This is a genomic window from Marinobacter sp. DSM 26671, assembly GCF_900112835.1.
In the GTDB taxonomy this organism is placed as follows: domain Bacteria; phylum Pseudomonadota; class Gammaproteobacteria; order Pseudomonadales; family Oleiphilaceae; genus Marinobacter; species Marinobacter flavimaris.
The window spans coordinates 143,245-162,413 of sequence record NZ_FONF01000008.1; the positions used below are offsets into that span (position 1 = coordinate 143,245).

A 19,169-nucleotide genomic window follows, 5' to 3' on the forward strand; every position below is an offset into this window, starting at 1 on the left:
TGCCTAATCATCCCGATTCCAGTACACCCGAACGAGGTTCGATTCCTTGGTGTACTGGATGTCCAGATTACCGTCGTACGCTCGCTCAATAGCCTCCCCGGTGCCCCGGGGTAGATGCAGATCGGTGAATTTCACCACCAGCTCTCCCTCTGGACCGTCTTCCACACTCATAAGACGTTTCATCGGGTGCTCGAGCTTTTCTTCCTCGACCTTGTTGTGGATGAGTTTCAGGATTGCATCTCGATGCTTACCCAGAAAGCCCCCGGAGAGAGTCAGTATTCCAGCTGGCATATTATCCCGGATTCGCTCACAAGCCGGACACATAAGCTCGTTAAGCTCGCCTGCGGGTGGCGTTGCCCACTGCCAGCGCCCTTTATGGAAAGCTGCACCGCACTCGGAGCATATCGCTGGCTCCTTGGGCTTGGATCTGGCTACGTATGGATCGTGAATCTCTTCTTTGAGAAGCCGGTCATCCCGTCCGTGGCCAGCTGCAACACTGTCTTTGCCGCTCATGCCCTCACTCCTTTCCCTGATGACGGAATCTGGTCGTTCATTGCAGCCCGTGACGGTCAAAAATTTCCCTGACCTCACGTTCGGTCTCTGCAGGCACGATGACCTTGACCAGCTTGGCGTCTTCGTCGATGTAGATGTTATCCCGGGGAATGCCGGTCGCAATCAAGTCATCCCAGGTATTCTTGGCCTGGTCGCGATCCCGATAGGCGCCGTTTACTGTTTTGCTCATGAGTGAAACCTCCTGTTTGATTTCGATTTCCTTACATCTGAAAGAATAGGCAGGGAGGGTGGAGCTGTGCAAATATTGATCAACCGGAAATTGACGGAGAGCAAGACTGGAAGGCTAAAGCAAAACGCCCCAGCCTGTGGGGTGCACAAACTGAGGCGCTTTGGACTTTATTTGGCACGGCTGGGAGGATTATTCGGGCCTTTGGCCCTCACCCCTTCGGGGTCGCCGTCGCATTGCTCCGGCGTTCCTCAACCCACTGCGTGGGTTTCGGTCGAACCTCTTATCGGTTCAAATCCTCCCAGCTATACAAAGCAAAACGCCTCAGCCTGTGAGGTTCACAAACTGAGGCGTCTTGATCTTAATATGGCGCGGCTGGGAGGATTCGAACCTCCGACCGCCTGGTTCGTAGCCAGGTACTCTATCCAGCTGAGCTACAGCCGCTTAAAACTTGTGGCAGGTTGATCGATGGCGCGGCTGGGAGGATTCGAACCTCCGACCGCCTGGTTCGTAGCCAGGTACTCTATCCAGCTGAGCTACAGCCGCACATTGATCACTTGCTGTGGTTGAGTGCTACTTCAACCTGTCTCTCTTTCCTCAAAAAGGAAATGGCGGAGAGGGAGGGATTCGAACCCTCGGTACGATTGCTCGTACGGTTCCTTAGCAGGGAACTGGTTTCAGCCACTCACCCACCTCTCCTTGAGAACGGGGCGTATACTACCATAATTTTTCTGTTTTCATAGGGTTGACACGAGATTTTTCGGGCCCGTTTCCCCACACCATCAAAAAAGCCGTTCAGGTTTCCCTTGAACGGCTTTCTGACTCTCAGCTGTTGCCGGGCTCGGGCTCTTCAGAGCCTTTTTCCGACTGAATCCGCTGGTAGATTTCTTCACGGTGTACCGCGACTTCTTTCGGGGCATTGACGCCAATGCGCACCTGATTGCCTTTCACTCCCAGGACGGTGACGGTGATATCGTCGCCGACCATCAGAGTTTCGCCCACGCGGCGAGTCAAAATCAACATATCCCTTACTCCCTATCCAGAGCTACCTGTTCCGATAAATGGTTTTTTGATCTATTTATTGCTTTTATAGTGGGATCACTTACTGATCTGTAGACGCACATTCCCTTATACGGTGCACGTTTGTCATAGGCTCAGTATATGACGCCCTTTTTTCGGAGGCCCCGCAGACCGACCTTTTATCTGCGGTTTTCAGGCCTCTTCCGATACCGCGGGCTTGTCCAGTTCAAATGCACTGTGAAGTGCGCGAACCGCAAGCTCAAGGTATTTCTCGTCGATCACCACGGAAATCTTGATTTCTGATGTGGAGATCATCTGGATATTGATTCCCTCGTTGGACAGCGCCTCGAACATCTGAGTGGCCACACCAGCGTGAGAACGCATACCGACACCCACGATACTGACTTTGGCAATCTTGCTGTCACCGGCCACTTCACGAGCACCCAGTTCGTCTGCAACACGCTGAAGCACTTCTTTCGCACGCTTGAAATCATTGCGATGGACGGTGAACGTGAAGGCTGTGCGGTTATCCTCACCCACGTTCTGCACGATCATATCCACTTCGATATTGGCGTCACTCACCGGCTTCAGAATACGCAGCGCGCTGCCCGGGGTATCCGGTACGCCGGCAATGGTCAGTTTGGCTTCATCACGGTTAAAAGCGATGCCGGAAACAACCGGTTGTTCCATGGCGTTTTCATCCTCAAGAGTAATCAGGGTGCCCTCGCCTTCCTGGAAGCTGGAAAGAACCCTTAATGGAACGTTGTATTTACCTGCAAATTCTACAGAGCGGATCTGGAGCACTTTCGAACCCAGACTCGCCATTTCAAGCATTTCCTCGAACGTAATCCGTTCAAGCCTGCGCGCAGTGTCGACAACCCTTGGGTCGGTTGTGTAGACACCGTCAACGTCAGTGTAGATCTGGCATTCGTCTGCCCTGAGCGCTGCCGCCAGAGCCACCGCTGTGGTATCGGAGCCGCCACGCCCGAGCGTAGTGATGTTTCCACTCTCGTCTATGCCCTGGAATCCGGCAACCACAACCACTCGACCAGCATCCAGATCTTCGCGCATGCGCTGCTCATCGATCTGTTTGATCCGCGCCTTGGTATGGCTGCTGTCGGTCAGGATGCGCACCTGAGAACCGGTGTAGGACCGTGCTTCACAACCGAGCTTCTGCAGCGCCATGGACAGGAGCGCAATGGTTACCTGCTCACCAGTGGATACCAGCACATCCATCTCACGCGGTGTCGGCTCCTCCATGATGTTGTTGGCCAGGGCGATCAGCCGGTTGGTTTCACCGCTCATGGCGGAAACCACGACAACAACATCATGACCTTCCTTCCGAAAACGGCTCACCTTCTCGGCTACCGCTTCAATACGCTCGGTTGTTCCAACCGATGTGCCACCAAATTTCTGAACCAACAGAGCCATTATTTTCCCAATATCCGAAACGGGGACTCACAGCGGAGTGACACTCCGCCACTAAGAAGAAACGGGCGGGATTATAAACCCCAGCCCGCCGACAAAAACAGTTGCTTAAGCGATATTTTTCTCGACCCAGCCGGCAACACCCGCCAGGGCATCCTCCAGCTTGGATGGATCGTTGCCACCACCCTGAGCCATGTCGGGTCGCCCCCCGCCCTTGCCATCGACCTGCGCGGCCAGATGCTTCATGAGGTCCCCGGCCTTGATCCGGCCCGTGGCCGATTTTGTAACACCGGCAACCAGAGTCACCTTGCCATCTTCCACGCTGGCCAGAACCACAACGCCCTCGCCCAGCTTGTTCTTCAGCTGATCAGCCGTCTCCATCAGGGCCTTGCGGTCAGCACCTTCCAACTCGGAAGCCACCACCTTGAGCCCGCCGACGTCGACAGCGGTGCTGGCCAGATCGGTACCGGCCGAGGAAGCAAGTTTTGCCTTCAGCGCGCCCACTTCCTTCTCAAGCTGACGGTTGCGGTCAATCGTCTGCTGGACCTTTTCAATGACCGACTCGCGGGAGCCTTTCACCAGACGGGCCGCCTCGCGAAGGGTACGCTCGGTGCCGTCGATCCAGTCCAGCGCGCCCATGCCGGTAACGGCTTCGATACGACGGACGCCGGATGAGATGCCACTTTCAGAGGTAATACGGAAAAGGCCAATGTCCCCGGTACGGGAAACGTGCGTACCACCACACAGTTCAACGGAGTAATTGTCGGTACCCATGCTGAGTACCCGAACCACATCCCCGTACTTTTCCCCGAACAGCGCCATGGCACCCTTTTCCTGGGCCTTTTCCATGTCGGTAATTTCGGTCTGGACCGGGCTGTTTTCCAGGATCTGCTCGTTCACCTGGCGCTCAATCTCGCGAAGCTGCTCCGGAGTAACGGCCTCGAAATGGGAGAAATCGAAACGCAGTTTATCCGGGTCCACCAGTGAACCTTTCTGGCTAACGTGCTCACCCAGTACCTTGCGCAGGGCCGCGTGCAGTAGGTGCGTAGCGGAGTGGTTACGCTTGGTTCGCTCGCGACGGGCGTGATCAATCCGCGCATCGACTTCCAGCCCCGGAAACAGCTCGCCCTCGATCAGGGTGCCAAGGTGCAGGTGGTTATCCCCCTCCTTGCGGGTATCCGTTACCTTGAACCGGCCGCCGCTCCAGGTCAGCAGACCAGTATCGCCGACCTGGCCACCAGACTCGGCATAGAACGGCGTACGTTCGAGCACCACAACGGCCTCATCACCGGCTTCGGCGGTCTTTTCCTCGCCGTTCACGATGACTGCACGGATTTTCTCGTGGCCGTCAATGTGCTCGTAACCGGTGAACTCGGTCTTGCCCTCGAGCTGTAGGCCCGCGGCGTTGTAGTCGATGCCGAATTTGCTGGCTGCCCGGGCGCGCTCGCGCTGACCTTCCATCGCCTTCTCATAACCTTCGTAATCCAGCGTCAGGCCTCGTTCGCGAGCGATGTCGTTGGTCAGGTCGACCGGGAAACCATAGGTGTCATAAAGCGTGAAGATTGTCTCGCCCGGAATCTCGGCACCCTTGAGTTCGGCAATGTCCTGCTCAAGCAGACGCAAACCCTTGTCCAGCGTCTTGGCAAACTGCTCCTCTTCCTGCAGCAGAACCTTTTCAATCTGTTTGCGGCTGCTGACCAGCTGCGGGAAGGCCTCGCCCATCAGCTCGCACAGTGCACCGGTGAGTTTGTAGAAAAACGGCCCGGTTGCACCCAGCTTGTTGCCATGGCGTGCCGCGCGGCGAATGATACGGCGCAGCACAAAACCGCGCCCCTCGTTTGAGGGCATGACGCCGTCCGCGATCAGGAAGGCGCAGGAACGGATGTGGTCCGCGACCACACGCAAAGATGCTTCCGTGGTTGCGGCACCGCCCAGAATCTGTGAGGCGGCTGCCAGCAAATCCTGGAACAGATCAATTTCATAGTTGCTGTGAACACCCTGCAGAACCGCCGTGATGCGCTCCAGACCCATGCCAGTGTCAACAGACGGCTTGGGCAGCTTCAACATCTCACCGTCAGCGGTGCGGTTGTACTGCATGAACACCACGTTCCAGATTTCGATGTAGCGGTCACCGTCCTCTTCCGGTGATCCGGGGGGACCACCAGCAACATCCGGGCCGTGATCGTAGAAGATTTCGGTGCAGGGACCGCAGGGACCGGTGTCCCCCATCTGCCAGAAGTTGTCTGAGGCGTAACGGCCGCCTTTGTTATCGCCGATACGGACGATACGGTCTGCCGGCACGCCGATTTCCTTGTTCCAGATGTCGAAGGCTTCGTCATCTTCCGCGTAAACGGTAACCCAGAGTTTCTCCTGAGGCAGGTTCAGCCAGTTCTCGCCGGTCAGGAATGTCCAGGCGTAGTTGATGGCTTCCCGCTTGAAGTAATCACCGAAGCTGAAGTTGCCCAGCATCTCGAAGAAGGTGTGGTGACGGGCGGTGTAACCGACGTTTTCGAGGTCGTTGTGCTTGCCGCCAGCGCGGACACATTTCTGGGACGAGGTTGCCCGGGTGTAGTCGCGCTCTTCACGACCCAGGAACAGGTCCTTGAACTGGTTCATTCCCGCATTCGTAAACAACAATGAGGGGTCGTCCGCAGGTACCAGCGAACTACTTGGAACAATGGTGTGACCTTGCTGCTTGAAATAATCGAGGAATGCCTGTCGCAACTCTGCGGTTTTCATAGCCCTTTGATACCTTTCCAGAAACCCGGCGGAAATGCCGCCCGGTCCGCGATTGAATACGGATACTTACATGCTTGTGCAAATCCGCTACTCTAGCACACGCCGAGAACAGGAAAAACGTGAAACATCACAGGAGATTCCATGCCCCGACGCTTCCATGACGCCGAGGAACTATTCCCACCAGCCACCGCCCTCAAACGTGCCCTTGCCATTATTTACGACGGTTTGATCAGCATTGCCGTGCTGCTTGTCGCTACCTGGGGATACACCATGGTGGCTGGCTGGATCACCGGCTGGGACAGGTACGAACAGATGGCCGAGGCAGGCCAGCTTTCCGGGGACCCGGGGCTGACGTTCACGTTGTTCCTGACCCTTTACCTGTTCTTTGCCTATTTCTGGACGCGCATTGGCCAGACCCTGGGGATGCAGGTCTGGCGGATTCGAATTGAAAACATTGATGGTACTTCGGTGAGCTGGAGCAAGGCGCTCAGGCGTTACGTGACGGCGGCGGCTGTGATCTTCCTGACACTTCTGGGCAGCTACTACCTCGGAGCTGCCACCCTGTTTCTGGGCATCCCGGCTATTGTTGCGCTGTTCTATCCGATCAATGGTCTGTCCATTACCGACCGCCTCTCTGACAGCGTGGTTGTATCCATACCCAAAGAAGCGACCAAAAAGTAATGGTTTAGCCGGTGGGATAGCAGGGCTGGTCAACCAGCCCGCCGCATCAGGATGCCACCAGCCACGGCGCTTACCGCGATGGGCACCAGCACCGCAAGCATTGGGTTGAACCCGTATACAAGGCTCATTGGCCCAAGAAAATCCTGCATATATTTGAACAGAAGCCCCACCAACAGCCCGGTAAACACCCGGAATCCCATGGTTACCGACCGCAACGGCCCAAAGATGAAGGATATTGCCACCAGCACCATGACCGCCGTTCCCAGAGGCATGAGCGCCTTCTTCCAGAACGCCAGCCAATAGCGGGAGGCGTTGAGGCTTTGCTCGCCAAGATAGGTGGCGTATGTGTAGAGTCCGGTCATCGAAAGATTCTCAGGCTTCACGATCAACACGCTGAGAACGCCGGGCGAGAGGCCGGTTTCCCAGCGCAGGGTCCGGTCGTCAACGCGTACTGTCCGATCATCCTCGAAGCTCGTGGTGCGAACATTCTCCAGCAACCAGTGGTCGCCCTGATAAATCGCTCGCTCCGCAAAACTTGCGGCCAGCAGCTGCCGATCATCATCAAACTGGAAACGCGACACTCCATGCAGGACGCCATTCGGTTGCACGGCATTCAGATGGATGTATGAATCCCCTTCCTTGTGCCAGACCCCCGAAGCCGACGCCACGTTGCTACCGGCGCCCAATGCCACCGCCTTGTAACTCTGGGCCACGCGCTCGGCAGGCGGAGCCAGATATTCGCCTATCAATACACCCATAACCACGATAACCAGCGCCGGCTTCATTGCGGACCAGACAATACGCTTGAGCGATACGCCGGCAGCCCGTACAACCGTCAACTCCGAGGAACTGGCCATAGAACCCAGGCCCACCAGGCAGCCCATAAAGGCACCCAGCGGCAGATAATCGTAGATTCGTCTTGGCAGGGTCAGAAAGACATACCAGAGTGCGTCCAGGATCTGGTAGTTGTTGCGGATGTCATCCAGTTCGGCGATGAACGCAAAAATGAGATCAAGGGACAACACCACCATCATCACGAGGAACATCGCACCGCCAACCGTGCGCATTACATACCCGTCAATCTTGCGCACGAGCACCCCCATCCCGAATCAGGCGCCGGCGGTACAACCACGCTGGGCCGAACTGAAGCCATAGCCCGAAGCCGAGGAACAACGCGTGGACCCAGAGCATGCCCAGCCATTCCGGGACCTTGCCGGCCGCCAGCCAGTCCCGGGCGACAATGAGCAGCCCGAGATAAGTAATGTAGACAAGCATTGCCGGTAACAGATGAAAGAACCGGCCCTGGCGTGGATTCACGCGGCTCAGCCTCACTGCCAGCAACGTCACAATTGGCACGATGAGCGGCAGCGAAAAACGCCAGTGCAGCAACGCACGATCTTCCAGGCGGTCTGACTGCATCAGGCTCCAGGTACTGGCGCCCTCTTCCCGCTGCTTGGTGCCAGCCTCGCCGCCCTCAATCTTCAGACCGTAGGCTTCGAAATCGATCACATTGTAATTCAGCTGGCCCGCGGCGCCCTCAAAGCGACCGCCGTTTTCCAGAATGAGAAAACGGCTGCCGGTTTCCGGATCGATCAGCTGGGAGCCGGAATCTGCGGTTATGATCGTCAGGCCACGCCCGTCCGGCGCGTACTCGGCGATAAAAACGCCCTGCAACTGGCGCTTGTCTTCACTCAAAGCCTCGGTATAGGTCACCCGTCCGCCAGAGGAAAAATCCTGGAAGCGCCCGGGCGCAAGCATTTCAAACTCGGTTGCCTTTCGTTGTTCGTTCAGAATTTCCTGAACCTGATTCATTCCCCAGGGCGACACGTAAAGACTCATGGCACCGACAATGATCATCACTGGCAGACTGCCCAGAAGCGTTTTTCCCAACAGTGCCTTGTCACTCACCCCACAGGCGGACAGGACCGTCATTTCGCTTTCGAGGTACATACGCCCATAGGCGAGCAGGATACCGATGAACAGCCCGAGGGGCAGAATCAGCTCAAGAAAACCCGGAAACCGAAAGGCCATGATCTCCAGCAGCACACCGGCCGAAATGCTGCCCTGGGCCGCACTGTCGAGATATTTCAGGAAACGGCCACTCATGAACACCAGCAGCAGGATGCCCGAAACGGCAACCATGCTGATCATGATCTGGCGTATGAGGTAACGGAAAATGATGCTCAAATCGGTCTCTCTGGCGGTATCCGCTGAAACGTGGAGGTCGCTGGGAACTGCGCGTATTCTATGTAACCTTGGTGCCGAATGACAGAGTAGCGGTATTACACCGGCATAAAGGCACAGACAGGCACGGAAGCGGCGCCAATCGCTTGATAATTTCCCCGCAAGCCCCAATGCTAGACTAGATCACAATCAAGAACGATTCCCGCCGCCGGCGGGAGCCTCGTGAACAATCAACAGGAGTTGCCATGAATTTCAGCCTGAGCAGTAAAGCCATCGCCAGCACCAAAGCAGACTGTCTCGTAGTTGGCTTGCCTGAGAAAGGCACCTGGCCCGATTCGACGAATCAGGCCGATGAGGCTCTGGGCGGGATGATCAAGACACTCCAGAAGGCCGGTGACCTGTCCGGCAAGAATGCCACGACGCTGACCATTCCTCTGGCTGATCAGCCCTGGACTCGCCTGCTTGTGGTTGGCACTGGCAAGGATGAAGATCGCAACCCTGCCAACTACCGTAAAGCGTTGATCGCGATGATGACCGCGCTCAAGGACGGTCCGTCCAAAAGCGTCGCGATCGCCCTCGCAGATACCCCTGTAACCGGCGAAGAAGCAGTGAGTTCTGAAGCAGCCCGTGTCAGTCTGATTGGCCGGACCCTTGAAGATCAGCTTTACACCTTCAGCGACTTCAAGAGCGAAAAACCCGCCGCCCGGAAGCTCAACAAAGCTATTGTGCATGCCTCCAGTGCCGGCAAGGCCCTCAAGGATGCCTTCAACCTCGGTCTGGCCACCGGCCGTGGTATGAATCTCACCCGGGATCTGGGCAACACGCCGCCCAACATCTGCCACCCGGAATGGCTGGCTCAGCAAGCCAAGAAGCTGGCCAAGGATTACGACTGCATCAAGACCGAAGTGCTTGACGAAAAGCAGATGGAAAAGATGGGCATGAACACCATCCTGGCCGTGGGCAAAGGCAGCACCCAACCGCCGCGACTGATCGTGATGGAATACCGTGGTGGCAAGGCCAAGGACAAGCCCCACGTACTTGTGGGCAAAGGTATCACCTTCGACACCGGCGGTATCAGCCTCAAGCCCGGCGAGGGCATGGATGAAATGAAGTACGACATGGGCGGCTCCGCCAGTGTCTTCGGCGCCATGAAAGTGCTCGCCGAAACCCAACCCAAGATCAACGTGGTGGCTGTGATTGCCGCAGCAGAGAACATGCCGGATGGCGGCGCTTCCCGCCCTGGCGACATCGTGACCACGCTCTCCGGCATGACTGTTGAAATCCTCAACACCGACGCCGAGGGGCGCCTGGTATTGTGCGATGCCCTCACCTACGTGAAGAAGTTTGACCCGGCCGCCGTCATCGATCTGGCGACCCTGACCGGCGCCTGCATCATTGCACTTGGCAATCACGCCACCGGCCTGCTGGCCAACAACGATGAACTGGCCAACGAGCTTCTTGCTGCCGGCGAGCGTGCCGGTGACCGGGCATGGCGCCTGCCGCTCTGGGACGAATACCAGAGCCAGCTCGACAGCAACTTTGCCGACATGGCCAACATCGGTGGCCGCCCTGCAGGGACCATAACAGCGGCCTGTTTCCTTTCCCGCTTTGCCAAGGACTATCGCTGGGCGCACCTGGACATCGCCGGCACCGCCTGGCACTCCGGCAAAGCCAAGGGCTCATCCGGTCGCCCGGTGCCCATGCTGGTCGACTACCTGATGTCCCATGCAGGAAAGTAAGCCCTCCAGCTCTTCGGAGACCGGCAGCCCGGCTGCCGGCCACTCCGGACAGGAAGACCGGAACCAGCGCTACTGGTTTCACATCCTTGCCCAGAACATGCCCGCCGCACGCAATCTCCACGCTGCAAAACTCGTGGACAAAGCCTGGCAGCAGGGCGACCGCGTGTGCGTCGTGTGCGATACCATGCAACACGCAGATGAGCTGGACGACCTGCTCTGGAACTTCAGCCCGGACGCATTCATCCCCCATAGCGTTGTTCCGGACTCCGCCACAACCTGCTCCGACCCCGTTGGCATTCTGCTTTGCCCGCCGGCGCCAGAGGATTGGGATACCGTGATCATTCTCTCCGCAACCTTGCCGGCGGATGCCGACCGGTTCAAGCGACTGGCCCTGGTTGCCCATAACGACCCGAATGTTCTTAATCAGGCGCGGTCACACTTCAAGCAATTGCGGGCACTGGGGATTGAACCCCGGGTGCATGATCAGAGGAAGCGTTAGGTTCGCCGCAAACAGGGCGACCATGTATAATCGTGCGTCTCAATTTTCCCTTGTGAATCAACCAACGGTCACTGCAGAACCCCATGGAAAAAACCTACCAGCCAGAAAACATCGAGCGCCAGTGGTACGAAAACTGGGAATCCAAAGGGTACTTCCGCCCCAGCGGTGAAGGCCAGTCCTACAGCATCGCGATCCCGCCGCCCAACGTAACCGGCAGCCTGCACATGGGCCACGCGTTCCAGCACACCATCATGGACACCCTCACCCGCTTCAAGCGCATGCAGGGCCGTAACGCACTGTGGACGGTTGGTACCGACCACGCCGGCATTGCCACCCAGATGGTGGTTGAGCGCAAACTCGCTGCGGAAGAGGACAAGACCCGCCACGATCTGGGCCGGGAAGAATTCATCAAGCGCATCTGGGACTGGAAAGAGCACTCCGGGGGCACCATCACCCGCCAGATCCGCCGCCTTGGCAATTCCGTGGACTGGGACAACGAACGCTTCACCATGGACGACGGCTTCTACAAAGCCGTTCAGGAAGTGTTTATCCGCCTGTACGACGAGGGACTTGTCTATCGCGGCAAGCGGTTGGTGAACTGGGACCCGAAACTGCACACCGCCATCTCCGATCTGGAAGTTGAAAACAAGGAAGAAAAAGGCTTTTTCTGGCACCTGCGTTACCCGCTGGCTGACGGCACGCAAACCCAGGATGGCAAGGATTACCTGATCGTTGCCACTACCCGGCCGGAAACCATGCTCGGTGACACGGCCGTGGCCGTGCATCCGGAAGACGAGCGTTATCAGCACCTGATTGGCAAGCACGTGATGCTGCCGCGGGTGAACCGCCGTATCCCCATCGTTGCCGACCATCACGCCGATCCGGAGAAAGGCTCCGGTTGCGTGAAGATCACGCCGGCCCACGACTTCAACGACTATGCCGTGGGCAAGCGCAACAATCTGCCGATGATTAACGTCATGACCCAGGACGCCAACATCCGGGACGTGGCCGAGGTGTTCAATGCCGACGGCACCGAAAACACCGAACTCGACGGCACCATGCCGGGCGCCTACGCTGGCCTGACCCGCGAAGCGGCGCGCAAGCAAATCGTTGCCGATATGGAAGCCGAGGGGCTGGTCGAGAACATCGAGGATCACGCACTCAGCGTTCCACGCGGTGACCGGTCGGGCCTGATTATCGAGCCCATGCTCACCGACCAGTGGTTTGCCGATGCCAAGACCCTGGCCAAGCCGGCCATTGAAGCGGTGGAAGACGGTCGTATCCAGTTCGTACCCAAGCAGTACGAGAACATGTACTTCGCCTGGATGCGCGATATCCAGGATTGGTGTATCTCGCGCCAGCTCTGGTGGGGCCACCGCATTCCGGCCTGGTACGACGCCGACGGCAATATCTACGTGGGCCGCAGCGAAGATGAAGTGCGCCAGAAGCACAACCTGGACGCCAATGTCGCCCTCGAGCAGGATGAAGACGTTCTTGATACGTGGTTCAGCTCTGCCCTGTGGACGTTCGGCACCCTGGGTTGGCCAGAGATCACCGAGCGCCTGAAAACCTTCCATCCGACCGACGTGCTGGTCACCGGCTTCGACATCATCTTCTTCTGGGTAGCCCGGATGATCATGATGACCATGCACTTTATGAAGAACGAAGACGGCAGCCCCCAGGTGCCCTTCCATACCGTCTATGTCACCGGCCTTATCCGTGATGAGCACGGCGACAAGATGTCCAAGTCCAAGGGTAACGTGATCGACCCGCTGGACATGATCGACGGCATCAGCCTGGATGACCTGCTGGAGAAACGAACCGGCAACCTGATGCAGCCCAAGCTGGCCGAAAAAATCGGCAAGCGCACCAAGAAGGAATTCCCGGAGGGCATCACCGCCCACGGCACCGATGCCCTGCGCTTCACCCTTGCCGCCATGGCAACGACCGGCCGCGACATCAACTGGGATATGAAGCGCCTGGAAGGCTACCGCAACTTCTGTAACAAGCTCTGGAACGCAGCCCGCTACGTGTTGATGAACACCGAAGGCGAAGACTGTGGCGTGAATGACGAGCCCGTGGAACTGTCTCTGGCAGACCGCTGGATCATCAGCGAGCTGCAGAGCTGCGAGCAGGACGTGATCCGTCACCTGGACCAGTACCGCTTCGATCTGGCGGCCTACGCGCTCTATGAGTTCATCTGGAACGAATACTGCGACTGGTATCTGGAGCTGTCCAAGCCTGTGCTCAGTGATGAAGACGCCAGTGCCGAAGCCAAACGTGGCACCCGTCGCACCCTGGTGCGCGTACTGGAATCCGTTCTGCGCCTGGCGCACCCGATGATGCCGTTTATCACCGAGGAAATCTGGCAGCGGATCGCGCCCCTGGCCGGCAAGACTGGCGACAGCATCATGCTGCAGGCCTACCCGCAACCGGATGCCACCAAGCAGGATTCAGCGGTTACCGCTGATATTGAATGGCTCAAGGGGGTGATCGTTGCCGTGCGGAACATCCGGGGCGAAATGAACATCTCGCCGGCGAAGAAGATCCCGGTATTGCTGCGTGGCAAAGACGCCGAGGATCAGCGCCGCATGAATGACAATCGCCAGTTCCTGAGTTCCCTGGCCAAGCTGGAGAGCCTGGACTGGTTTGAGGGTGACAAAGCCCCCATGTCTGCCACCCAACTGGTGGGAGACATGGAAGTACTGGTTCCCATGGCCGGCCTGATTGACAAGGAAGCCGAACTCAAGCGTCTGGACAAGGAGCTGGAACGCCTGCAGAAAGAGATCGGTCGCCTGGAGGGTAAACTGGGTAACGAGAAGTTCACGGCCAAGGCTCCGGCCGAGGTGGTCGAGAAGGAACAGGAAAAACTCCGGGACGCCCAAAGCAGCCAGGCCCGCCTGAGCCAGCAAAGGGCCGATATCGAGGCCATGTAACCGGCATGATCGGTATTCTCGGTGCAGGCTCTCTGGGAAGGCTCTGGGGCGCAATGCTACCCAACGGTTGCGTTGCCTTCGTCGCCAAACCGGGCGAGCCCACCGACTCAAGCGTCGATTACCGTTTCCGGCCCTTTGAGGGGCCGGAATCCTCCATACAGATTCCCTTCCTCACGACCGGCGACACGCCGGACCTGATGCTGGTGACAACCAAGGCCGGTGATACCCTGAGCGCTGTAGCAGGCGTGATCGACCAATTACCCGTTGATATCCCCATCCTGCTTTTCCAGAACGGACTGGGCAGCCAGCAAGCTGTCGCCGAGCGGTGGCCGGAGCGCCCGATCCTGGCCGCAACCACCACCGAGGGCGCAAATCGACCTGAACCGGGGCTTCTCGTCCATGCCGGTACCGGCGATACCTGGGTGGGTCCGCTGACGGAGCAGGCCAGATTCTCGGTGGACCGCGCGGTCGCCATGCTGGAAGACTCCGGCCTGGCCATCCATCGGGAGCCGGCCATCCTTCAGCGACTCTGGCAGAAACTGATCGTCAATGCGGGCATCAATCCCTACACCGCCATCCTGAACTGCCCCAATGGCGACATCCTGTCTGCAGGGCTATATCAGAACACCATCGACGAGCTTTGCCGGGAACTATCAGAGCTGATGAGCGCCGCCGCCCAGATCACGGAAACACCGGATTCCCTGCGCCAACGCATTGAACAGGTCGCTCAAAACACCGCGGGTAACACATCGTCCATGCGTGCCGATGTTCTCCGCAAACGCCAAACCGAGATAGACTTTATCAACGGGTATCTGGCAAAACTAGGAAAAGAACTCGGTATCGACACGCCGGTGAACCAAATGCTGACCGAACGGGTACAACAACTGTCGTCACATTAACAGGAGCAGACTGATGGGCAACCGCCTTTCCAAGATTTACACCCGTACCGGAGACGATGGCTCCACGGGCCTGGCCGATGGCAACCGGATTGCCAAGAATGCCCAGCGAGTTGAAGCCATGGGCACCGCTGATGAACTCAACTGCCATATCGGGTTGCTAATCGAAACCCTGGACAGCGACGACGAACTGGTGGAGAGCCTGCGCCGCATTCAGCACCATCTGTTTGACCTGGGGGGCGAATTTGCCATCCCCGGCAGCCGTGTGATTGGTGACGAACACATCGAATGGCTGGAGGGCACCCTGGACCGGCACAACGAAGGCCTGCCACCGCTGAAGAATTTTGTCCTGCCCGGAGGCAGTCCCGGCGCCGCCCAATGTCACCTTGCCCGGGCGGTCTGCCGTCGTGCAGAGCGGGTTGTCGTCGCCCTCGGCCATGAGGACTCTATCAACACCGCTTCCCGACACTACCTGAACCGTCTATCGGATCTGTTGTTTGTCATCGCCCGCGTACTGGCCCGGCGCGAGGGTGGCGAAGAGATTCTCTGGGAACAAAAAAAATCCGGCCTCTAAGGGCCGGATTTTTTATGCGCCTGATCGCGCGCAAAGGTCGCACCGATCAGACCTTGAAGGCTTCCACCAGACGCTGAAGCGACGCTGTCAGTTGCGACATTTCTCTGGAAGAACCCAGGGTTTCTTCAGCATTGGCGGCGGTTTTCTGGCCCAGCTCGCCAATCTGCTCAACGTTCGAGTTCACGTTTTTCGCGACGGCAGACTGCTCTTCGGCGGCCTGGGCGATCTGGTGACTCATATCCACGATCACGGAGATGCCCTTGGCGATTCTATCCAGGGCCTCTGTCACCTCTCCGGACTTCTGCACCGTTGCCTCGGTCACGTCCCGGCTGTTGGTCATGGCCGACACCGCGTCTTTGACGCCGCTCTGGAGCCGGGAAATCATGCCTTCGATTTCTTCCGTCGATTTGTGCGTGCGCTGTGACAGCGAGCGAACCTCATCGGCAACCACCGCGAAACCACGCCCCTGCTCCCCGGCCCGGGCCGCCTCGATCGCGGCGTTCAGGGCGAGCAGGTTGGTCTGCTCGGCGATGGCCTTGATCTCGACCAGCACCTGACTGATGTTGTCACTGTCCTTGCTGACCCGGTTGATCACTTCCACCGCGCCTGAGATTTCACCCGCCAGCTTGTTGATGGTTTCAACCGTGTCGGCCACCACGCCCCGGCCGGTTTCTGTGTCCTGTTCGGCATTGCTCGCGCTGTCCGCAACCCGGTGCGCGCTTTCGGTGACTTCATGAACCGCCTCAACCATCTGGTTCATGGCTTCATTGATCTGGCCGCTTTCTTCCATCTGACGCGCAACCGCTTCGCTATTGGCCGCAGCGGTGTCATTGACCCGGGTGGCCTGCTGGTCTACGTCCGCCGTCGTCCGGCTGACAGAGCGGATCAGCTCGGCAATCCGGTCGGTCATGTTATTGAATTCCGTCGTCAACTCGCCCAGCTCATCGCGGTTGCGCAAACTGATGTGCGTGGTCATGTCGCCGGCGGCAACGTTCCGTGCGGCTTCGCTGAAGCGGTTGATGGCGGTACGTACGGACATGAAGAAGCCGATGTAGAGATAGACAACCACAAGCAGCACGGCGATCAGGGCAACCACAATCAGGCGACGCTGGTTGATCTCACTCTCGAGCCGTGCGCGCAGGTTCGAGTCGACCACGCTGAAGGCAGCCGTCTTGACGTCGTCGTAGTGGGCCAACTGCCCGGACATCAGATCGTCGTATTCGGTCCAGGGCATTTCCAGACGCATGGGCGTTATCACGTTCAGATCCAGATGATCCCGAACCACCATCAAACTCTCGTCAACCCGTTGAATGGCGTTGCCTGCCTGATTGGCGAGGGCCGGCGATGCTTCAGAAGCAAGAGCCAAAGCCGGTGAAAGCAAGGAGGTGCGATTGGTCAACTGGTCATAGATTTCGTTCAGGGTTTCGCTCAGGGCGTAACCTACCTGCCCCTCGACCAGTGCGAAGATTCCGTAGGATTTTGCCCGACCGATCACGGTGCGTGCAGCCGGGAGAGAGTCCTGGACCAGGCCCAGAATCAACTGGTTTTCTCTTGAGGCCCCCTGCCCCAAACCAGAGATTTCAATGGTGGCCGAAAGCAGCGCCTGTGCCTTCTGGACGAATTCCTGATAATACTTGAACTGAGGATCGAAGCTGCCCTGGTAATTGTCATCGGCCCGCAATGCTTCCCACTCCTGGCGAAGGCCTTCAACCTGATCGGCCCAGGAGCCAGTCGTATCAAACGAGCGCTCTTCTGCGGTCAGAGCCGCCAGCAGGCTGTCAATCTCAGTGGCCGCTTCTTCGGAAACTGCGGTAATGGCACTCTCATCCTTGATGATCGCCGGTGAGCGATAGTCTCGATAATCCATCGCCGCATCCACCAGCCGATCCACTTGCTGGAGTTGCTCCAGCCCCTCGACACCCCGGGTCATGGTCTGAACCGAGCGATTCAGCTCGGAAATGGCAAGCCAGGACAGCCCGCCAATTGGTAAAAGGAACAGAATGCTGATGAGACTGAACTTGTAGACCATCGGCAGCCGGTTCATCAGGGCAATGGCAGGATTAATGAGTTGCTTCACAGGGACCCTCGTGCTGGCAAATAACCACTGAACGTTAATTCTTTTCTTCTATTGTCGCCTAAAGTCTTAAAAACTTAAGCTTTATTTGTTGTTAAACTGCAATGTTTTATAAAATCCGGGCTAAACGACGCCGGAAATAACCAGCAGGGCGAGTATGCATATCCATACCAGCATGCTTCTGTTCAGCAGATCCCTTACCGCTCGCAGACTCCTTCCCCCAAACGCTGTCCACTCATCCGGGTGAATCCGGGAAAACCTCGCTGGATCCAGTGCATACCCGGTTAACGACCCGTTGGCCGAAATCATGAGTACCTCGCCCGCTTTTTTGGAGATTCCGGTCAGAGTCTGGCGAGTTTCACGCAGCCAGCCGGCCAGATCTCCGGCAATTCCGAACGTTAACGACAAAAGCCTGGCAGGAATCCAGCCGGCAAGGTCGGACATTTTTGCAAACCTGGGCCTGGCCGGCGCCTGCGGCCATTGCTCGGCGAGCGCTACCAGCCCACGCGCCAGGACCGCGAGACCGATACCGCCAACCACATACCAGAAAGCCACCAGAAAAAAGCGCTGGAACACCGAAACCATCAGTGCCTTGGACAGGGAGAGGTGCATGGCCTCGGGAGACACTGCGGCTCCCCGTTCATCGGCCGGAAGAAGGTCTTTCACATGATGCCAGGCCGACTGCATGTCTCCCCGATGCCACGCCTCCGCATAGGCCCGCAGTACCTGTCGCCAGCCCGGCGTTCCCATAAGGACGACCAGCACCAGGAACTCCAGCGGGTAAGCCGCCATTCTCCAGCCAGAAGACACCAGCAGGTATTCCGCAAGCCCCAGTATCAGGGCCGGCAACAGGACCAGTGCCAGCCCGGTTGCTATCCCCGATTCATGGCCCGCCCTGACCCGGCTGCCGTAGCGGAACCAACGGCGCCAGACCTCATCGCCAGACAGCATGTCCAGGGAATCCAGACGCCTACGTACCATGTAGGCCAGAAGAAACACAACAAATACCATTCAGACGTTCCTCCCCGATCCTCGGACTATTTCCAGGGCTGACCGGAAATACCGCCAGTCAAAAGCCGGGCCGGGATCGCTCTTCCTGCCGGGCGCAATGTCGCAGTGCCCGGTAATCCGATTGGCCGTGATATCCGGCCAGGCCGTCATAATCAGGTCCGCCACTTTCGCCAGCATGCGATATTGCTCGGTGGTGTAAGGGGTGTCGTCGGTCCCTTCCAGCTCAATCCCGATGGAAAAATCATTGCATTCCTCCTGCCCTTCAAAACACGATCGGCCGGCATGCCAGGCCCGATCAAGCAGGCTGACAAACTGCACCAGCGCGCCATCGCGGCGAATCAGCAGGTGCGCAGACACCTGGACGCCCTCGATAGTCTTGAAGTAGGGGTGCGCAGAATGGTCGAGTTGGTTGCAGAAGAAGTCTTCTATTTCGCGGCCACCAAACTGGCCCGGAGGCAGGCTGATATTGTGGACGACCAGAAGAGAGATGCCCGCTCCATCCGGACGAGGCCCGAAATTCGGCGAAGGGGTCCAGCGGGCGAAGGAAATCCGCCCGGTTTCGCGAAGCGAATTTCCATCGGTACCGGAGGCGGAAGGGCGTTCGGAAAAAACGTCTGAATCGGGCAAAGTAATTCCAAAAGTTTCAGAG

The 19,169-nt window shown here is 57.9% G+C and carries 16 protein-coding genes and 3 tRNA genes; 6 read left to right on the top strand and 13 right to left on the bottom strand.

Features of this window, described 5'->3' with window-relative positions; translation table 11 throughout:
- Positions 1-3 precede the first annotated feature (3 nt).
- The 8 genes from BM035_RS11100 to alaS form a co-directional block, all read right to left on the bottom strand.
- The gene (locus BM035_RS11100; RefSeq protein WP_053114926.1) at positions 4-513 is read right to left on the bottom strand and encodes a BCAM0308 family protein; all 510 of its coding nucleotides are present in this window, start codon (positions 511-513) and stop codon (positions 4-6) included.
- 37 nt (positions 514-550) lie between these two features.
- Positions 551-742, bottom strand: coding sequence for an SPOR domain-containing protein (locus BM035_RS11105; RefSeq protein WP_053114925.1), 192 nt, complete (start codon positions 740-742; stop codon positions 551-553).
- 364 nt (positions 743-1,106) lie between these two features.
- Positions 1,107-1,183: transfer RNA gene (locus BM035_RS11115), tRNA-Arg, on the bottom strand.
- Between the two features lie 25 nt (positions 1,184-1,208).
- Positions 1,209-1,285, bottom strand: a tRNA-Arg gene (locus BM035_RS11120).
- A gap of 63 nt (positions 1,286-1,348) precedes the next feature.
- Positions 1,349-1,438: transfer RNA gene (locus BM035_RS11125), tRNA-Ser, on the bottom strand.
- Between the two features lie 126 nt (positions 1,439-1,564).
- On the bottom strand, positions 1,565-1,762 hold the full coding sequence (gene csrA / locus BM035_RS11130) for a carbon storage regulator CsrA (protein WP_008172808.1): 198 nt from the start codon (positions 1,760-1,762) through the stop codon (positions 1,565-1,567).
- A gap of 189 nt (positions 1,763-1,951) precedes the next feature.
- Positions 1,952-3,190: an aspartate kinase gene (locus BM035_RS11135; RefSeq protein WP_014576751.1), complete on the bottom strand. Its 1,239-nt coding sequence runs from the start codon at positions 3,188-3,190 to the stop codon at positions 1,952-1,954.
- Between the two features lie 105 nt (positions 3,191-3,295).
- On the bottom strand, positions 3,296-5,926 hold the full coding sequence (gene alaS / locus BM035_RS11140; RefSeq protein ID WP_092031884.1) for an alanine--tRNA ligase: 2,631 nt from the start codon (positions 5,924-5,926) through the stop codon (positions 3,296-3,298).
- Between the two features lie 141 nt (positions 5,927-6,067).
- Here alaS and BM035_RS11145 point away from each other — a divergent pair, with 141 nt between their 5' ends.
- On the top strand, positions 6,068-6,607 hold the full coding sequence (locus tag BM035_RS11145) for an RDD family protein (protein ID WP_092031887.1): 540 nt from the start codon (positions 6,068-6,070) through the stop codon (positions 6,605-6,607).
- Positions 6,608-6,636: 29 nt separating this feature from the next.
- Here the strand turns inward: BM035_RS11145 and lptG are convergent, their stop codons facing one another.
- Entirely contained in the window at positions 6,637-7,698 is a 1,062-nt protein-coding gene (gene lptG / locus BM035_RS11150) for an LPS export ABC transporter permease LptG (protein WP_062784951.1), read from the bottom strand.
- Positions 7,685-8,794 (bottom strand): LPS export ABC transporter permease LptF, encoded by a 1,110-nt coding sequence (lptF, locus tag BM035_RS11155; protein ID WP_008172817.1) that lies wholly within the window; start codon positions 8,792-8,794, stop codon positions 7,685-7,687. Before lptF ends, lptG begins: the two co-directional genes overlap by 14 nt.
- A 242-nt stretch (positions 8,795-9,036) precedes the next feature.
- Here lptF and BM035_RS11160 point away from each other — a divergent pair, with 242 nt between their 5' ends.
- The 5 genes from BM035_RS11160 to BM035_RS11180 all read left to right on the top strand — a co-directional run bounded on the left by BM035_RS11160 (position 9,037) and on the right by BM035_RS11180 (position 15,435).
- Positions 9,037-10,530, top strand: coding sequence for a leucyl aminopeptidase (locus BM035_RS11160; protein ID WP_092031890.1), 1,494 nt, complete (start codon positions 9,037-9,039; stop codon positions 10,528-10,530).
- The gene (locus tag BM035_RS11165; protein WP_092031892.1) at positions 10,517-11,029 is read left to right on the top strand and encodes a DNA polymerase III subunit chi; all 513 of its coding nucleotides are present in this window, start codon (positions 10,517-10,519) and stop codon (positions 11,027-11,029) included. Before BM035_RS11160 ends, BM035_RS11165 begins: the two co-directional genes overlap by 14 nt.
- An 83-nt stretch (positions 11,030-11,112) precedes the next feature.
- The gene (locus tag BM035_RS11170; protein WP_092031894.1) at positions 11,113-13,965 is read left to right on the top strand and encodes a valine--tRNA ligase; all 2,853 of its coding nucleotides are present in this window, start codon (positions 11,113-11,115) and stop codon (positions 13,963-13,965) included.
- 5 nt (positions 13,966-13,970) lie between these two features.
- Complete coding sequence (locus tag BM035_RS11175) at positions 13,971-14,864, top strand: ketopantoate reductase family protein (RefSeq protein ID WP_053114922.1); 894 nt, start codon at positions 13,971-13,973, stop codon at positions 14,862-14,864.
- A gap of 13 nt (positions 14,865-14,877) precedes the next feature.
- Positions 14,878-15,435 (top strand): cob(I)yrinic acid a,c-diamide adenosyltransferase, encoded by a 558-nt coding sequence (locus tag BM035_RS11180; protein ID WP_014576743.1) that lies wholly within the window; start codon positions 14,878-14,880, stop codon positions 15,433-15,435.
- A gap of 46 nt (positions 15,436-15,481) precedes the next feature.
- Here BM035_RS11180 and BM035_RS11185 read toward each other — a convergent pair whose 3' ends face one another.
- From BM035_RS11185 to ampD, 3 genes are all read right to left on the bottom strand, one after another.
- The gene (locus tag BM035_RS11185) at positions 15,482-17,512 is read right to left on the bottom strand and encodes a methyl-accepting chemotaxis protein (protein WP_053114921.1); all 2,031 of its coding nucleotides are present in this window, start codon (positions 17,510-17,512) and stop codon (positions 15,482-15,484) included.
- Positions 17,513-17,632: 120 nt separating this feature from the next.
- Positions 17,633-18,520 carry a hypothetical protein gene (locus BM035_RS11190; RefSeq protein WP_008172824.1) on the bottom strand — a complete coding sequence of 296 codons (888 nt, stop codon included), beginning with the start codon at positions 18,518-18,520 and terminating at the stop codon, positions 17,633-17,635.
- A complete protein-coding gene (ampD, locus tag BM035_RS11195) occupies positions 18,521-19,147 on the bottom strand; it encodes a 1,6-anhydro-N-acetylmuramyl-L-alanine amidase AmpD (protein WP_062784867.1) in 627 nt (208 codons plus the stop codon).
- Positions 19,148-19,169: the final 22 nt, after the last annotated feature.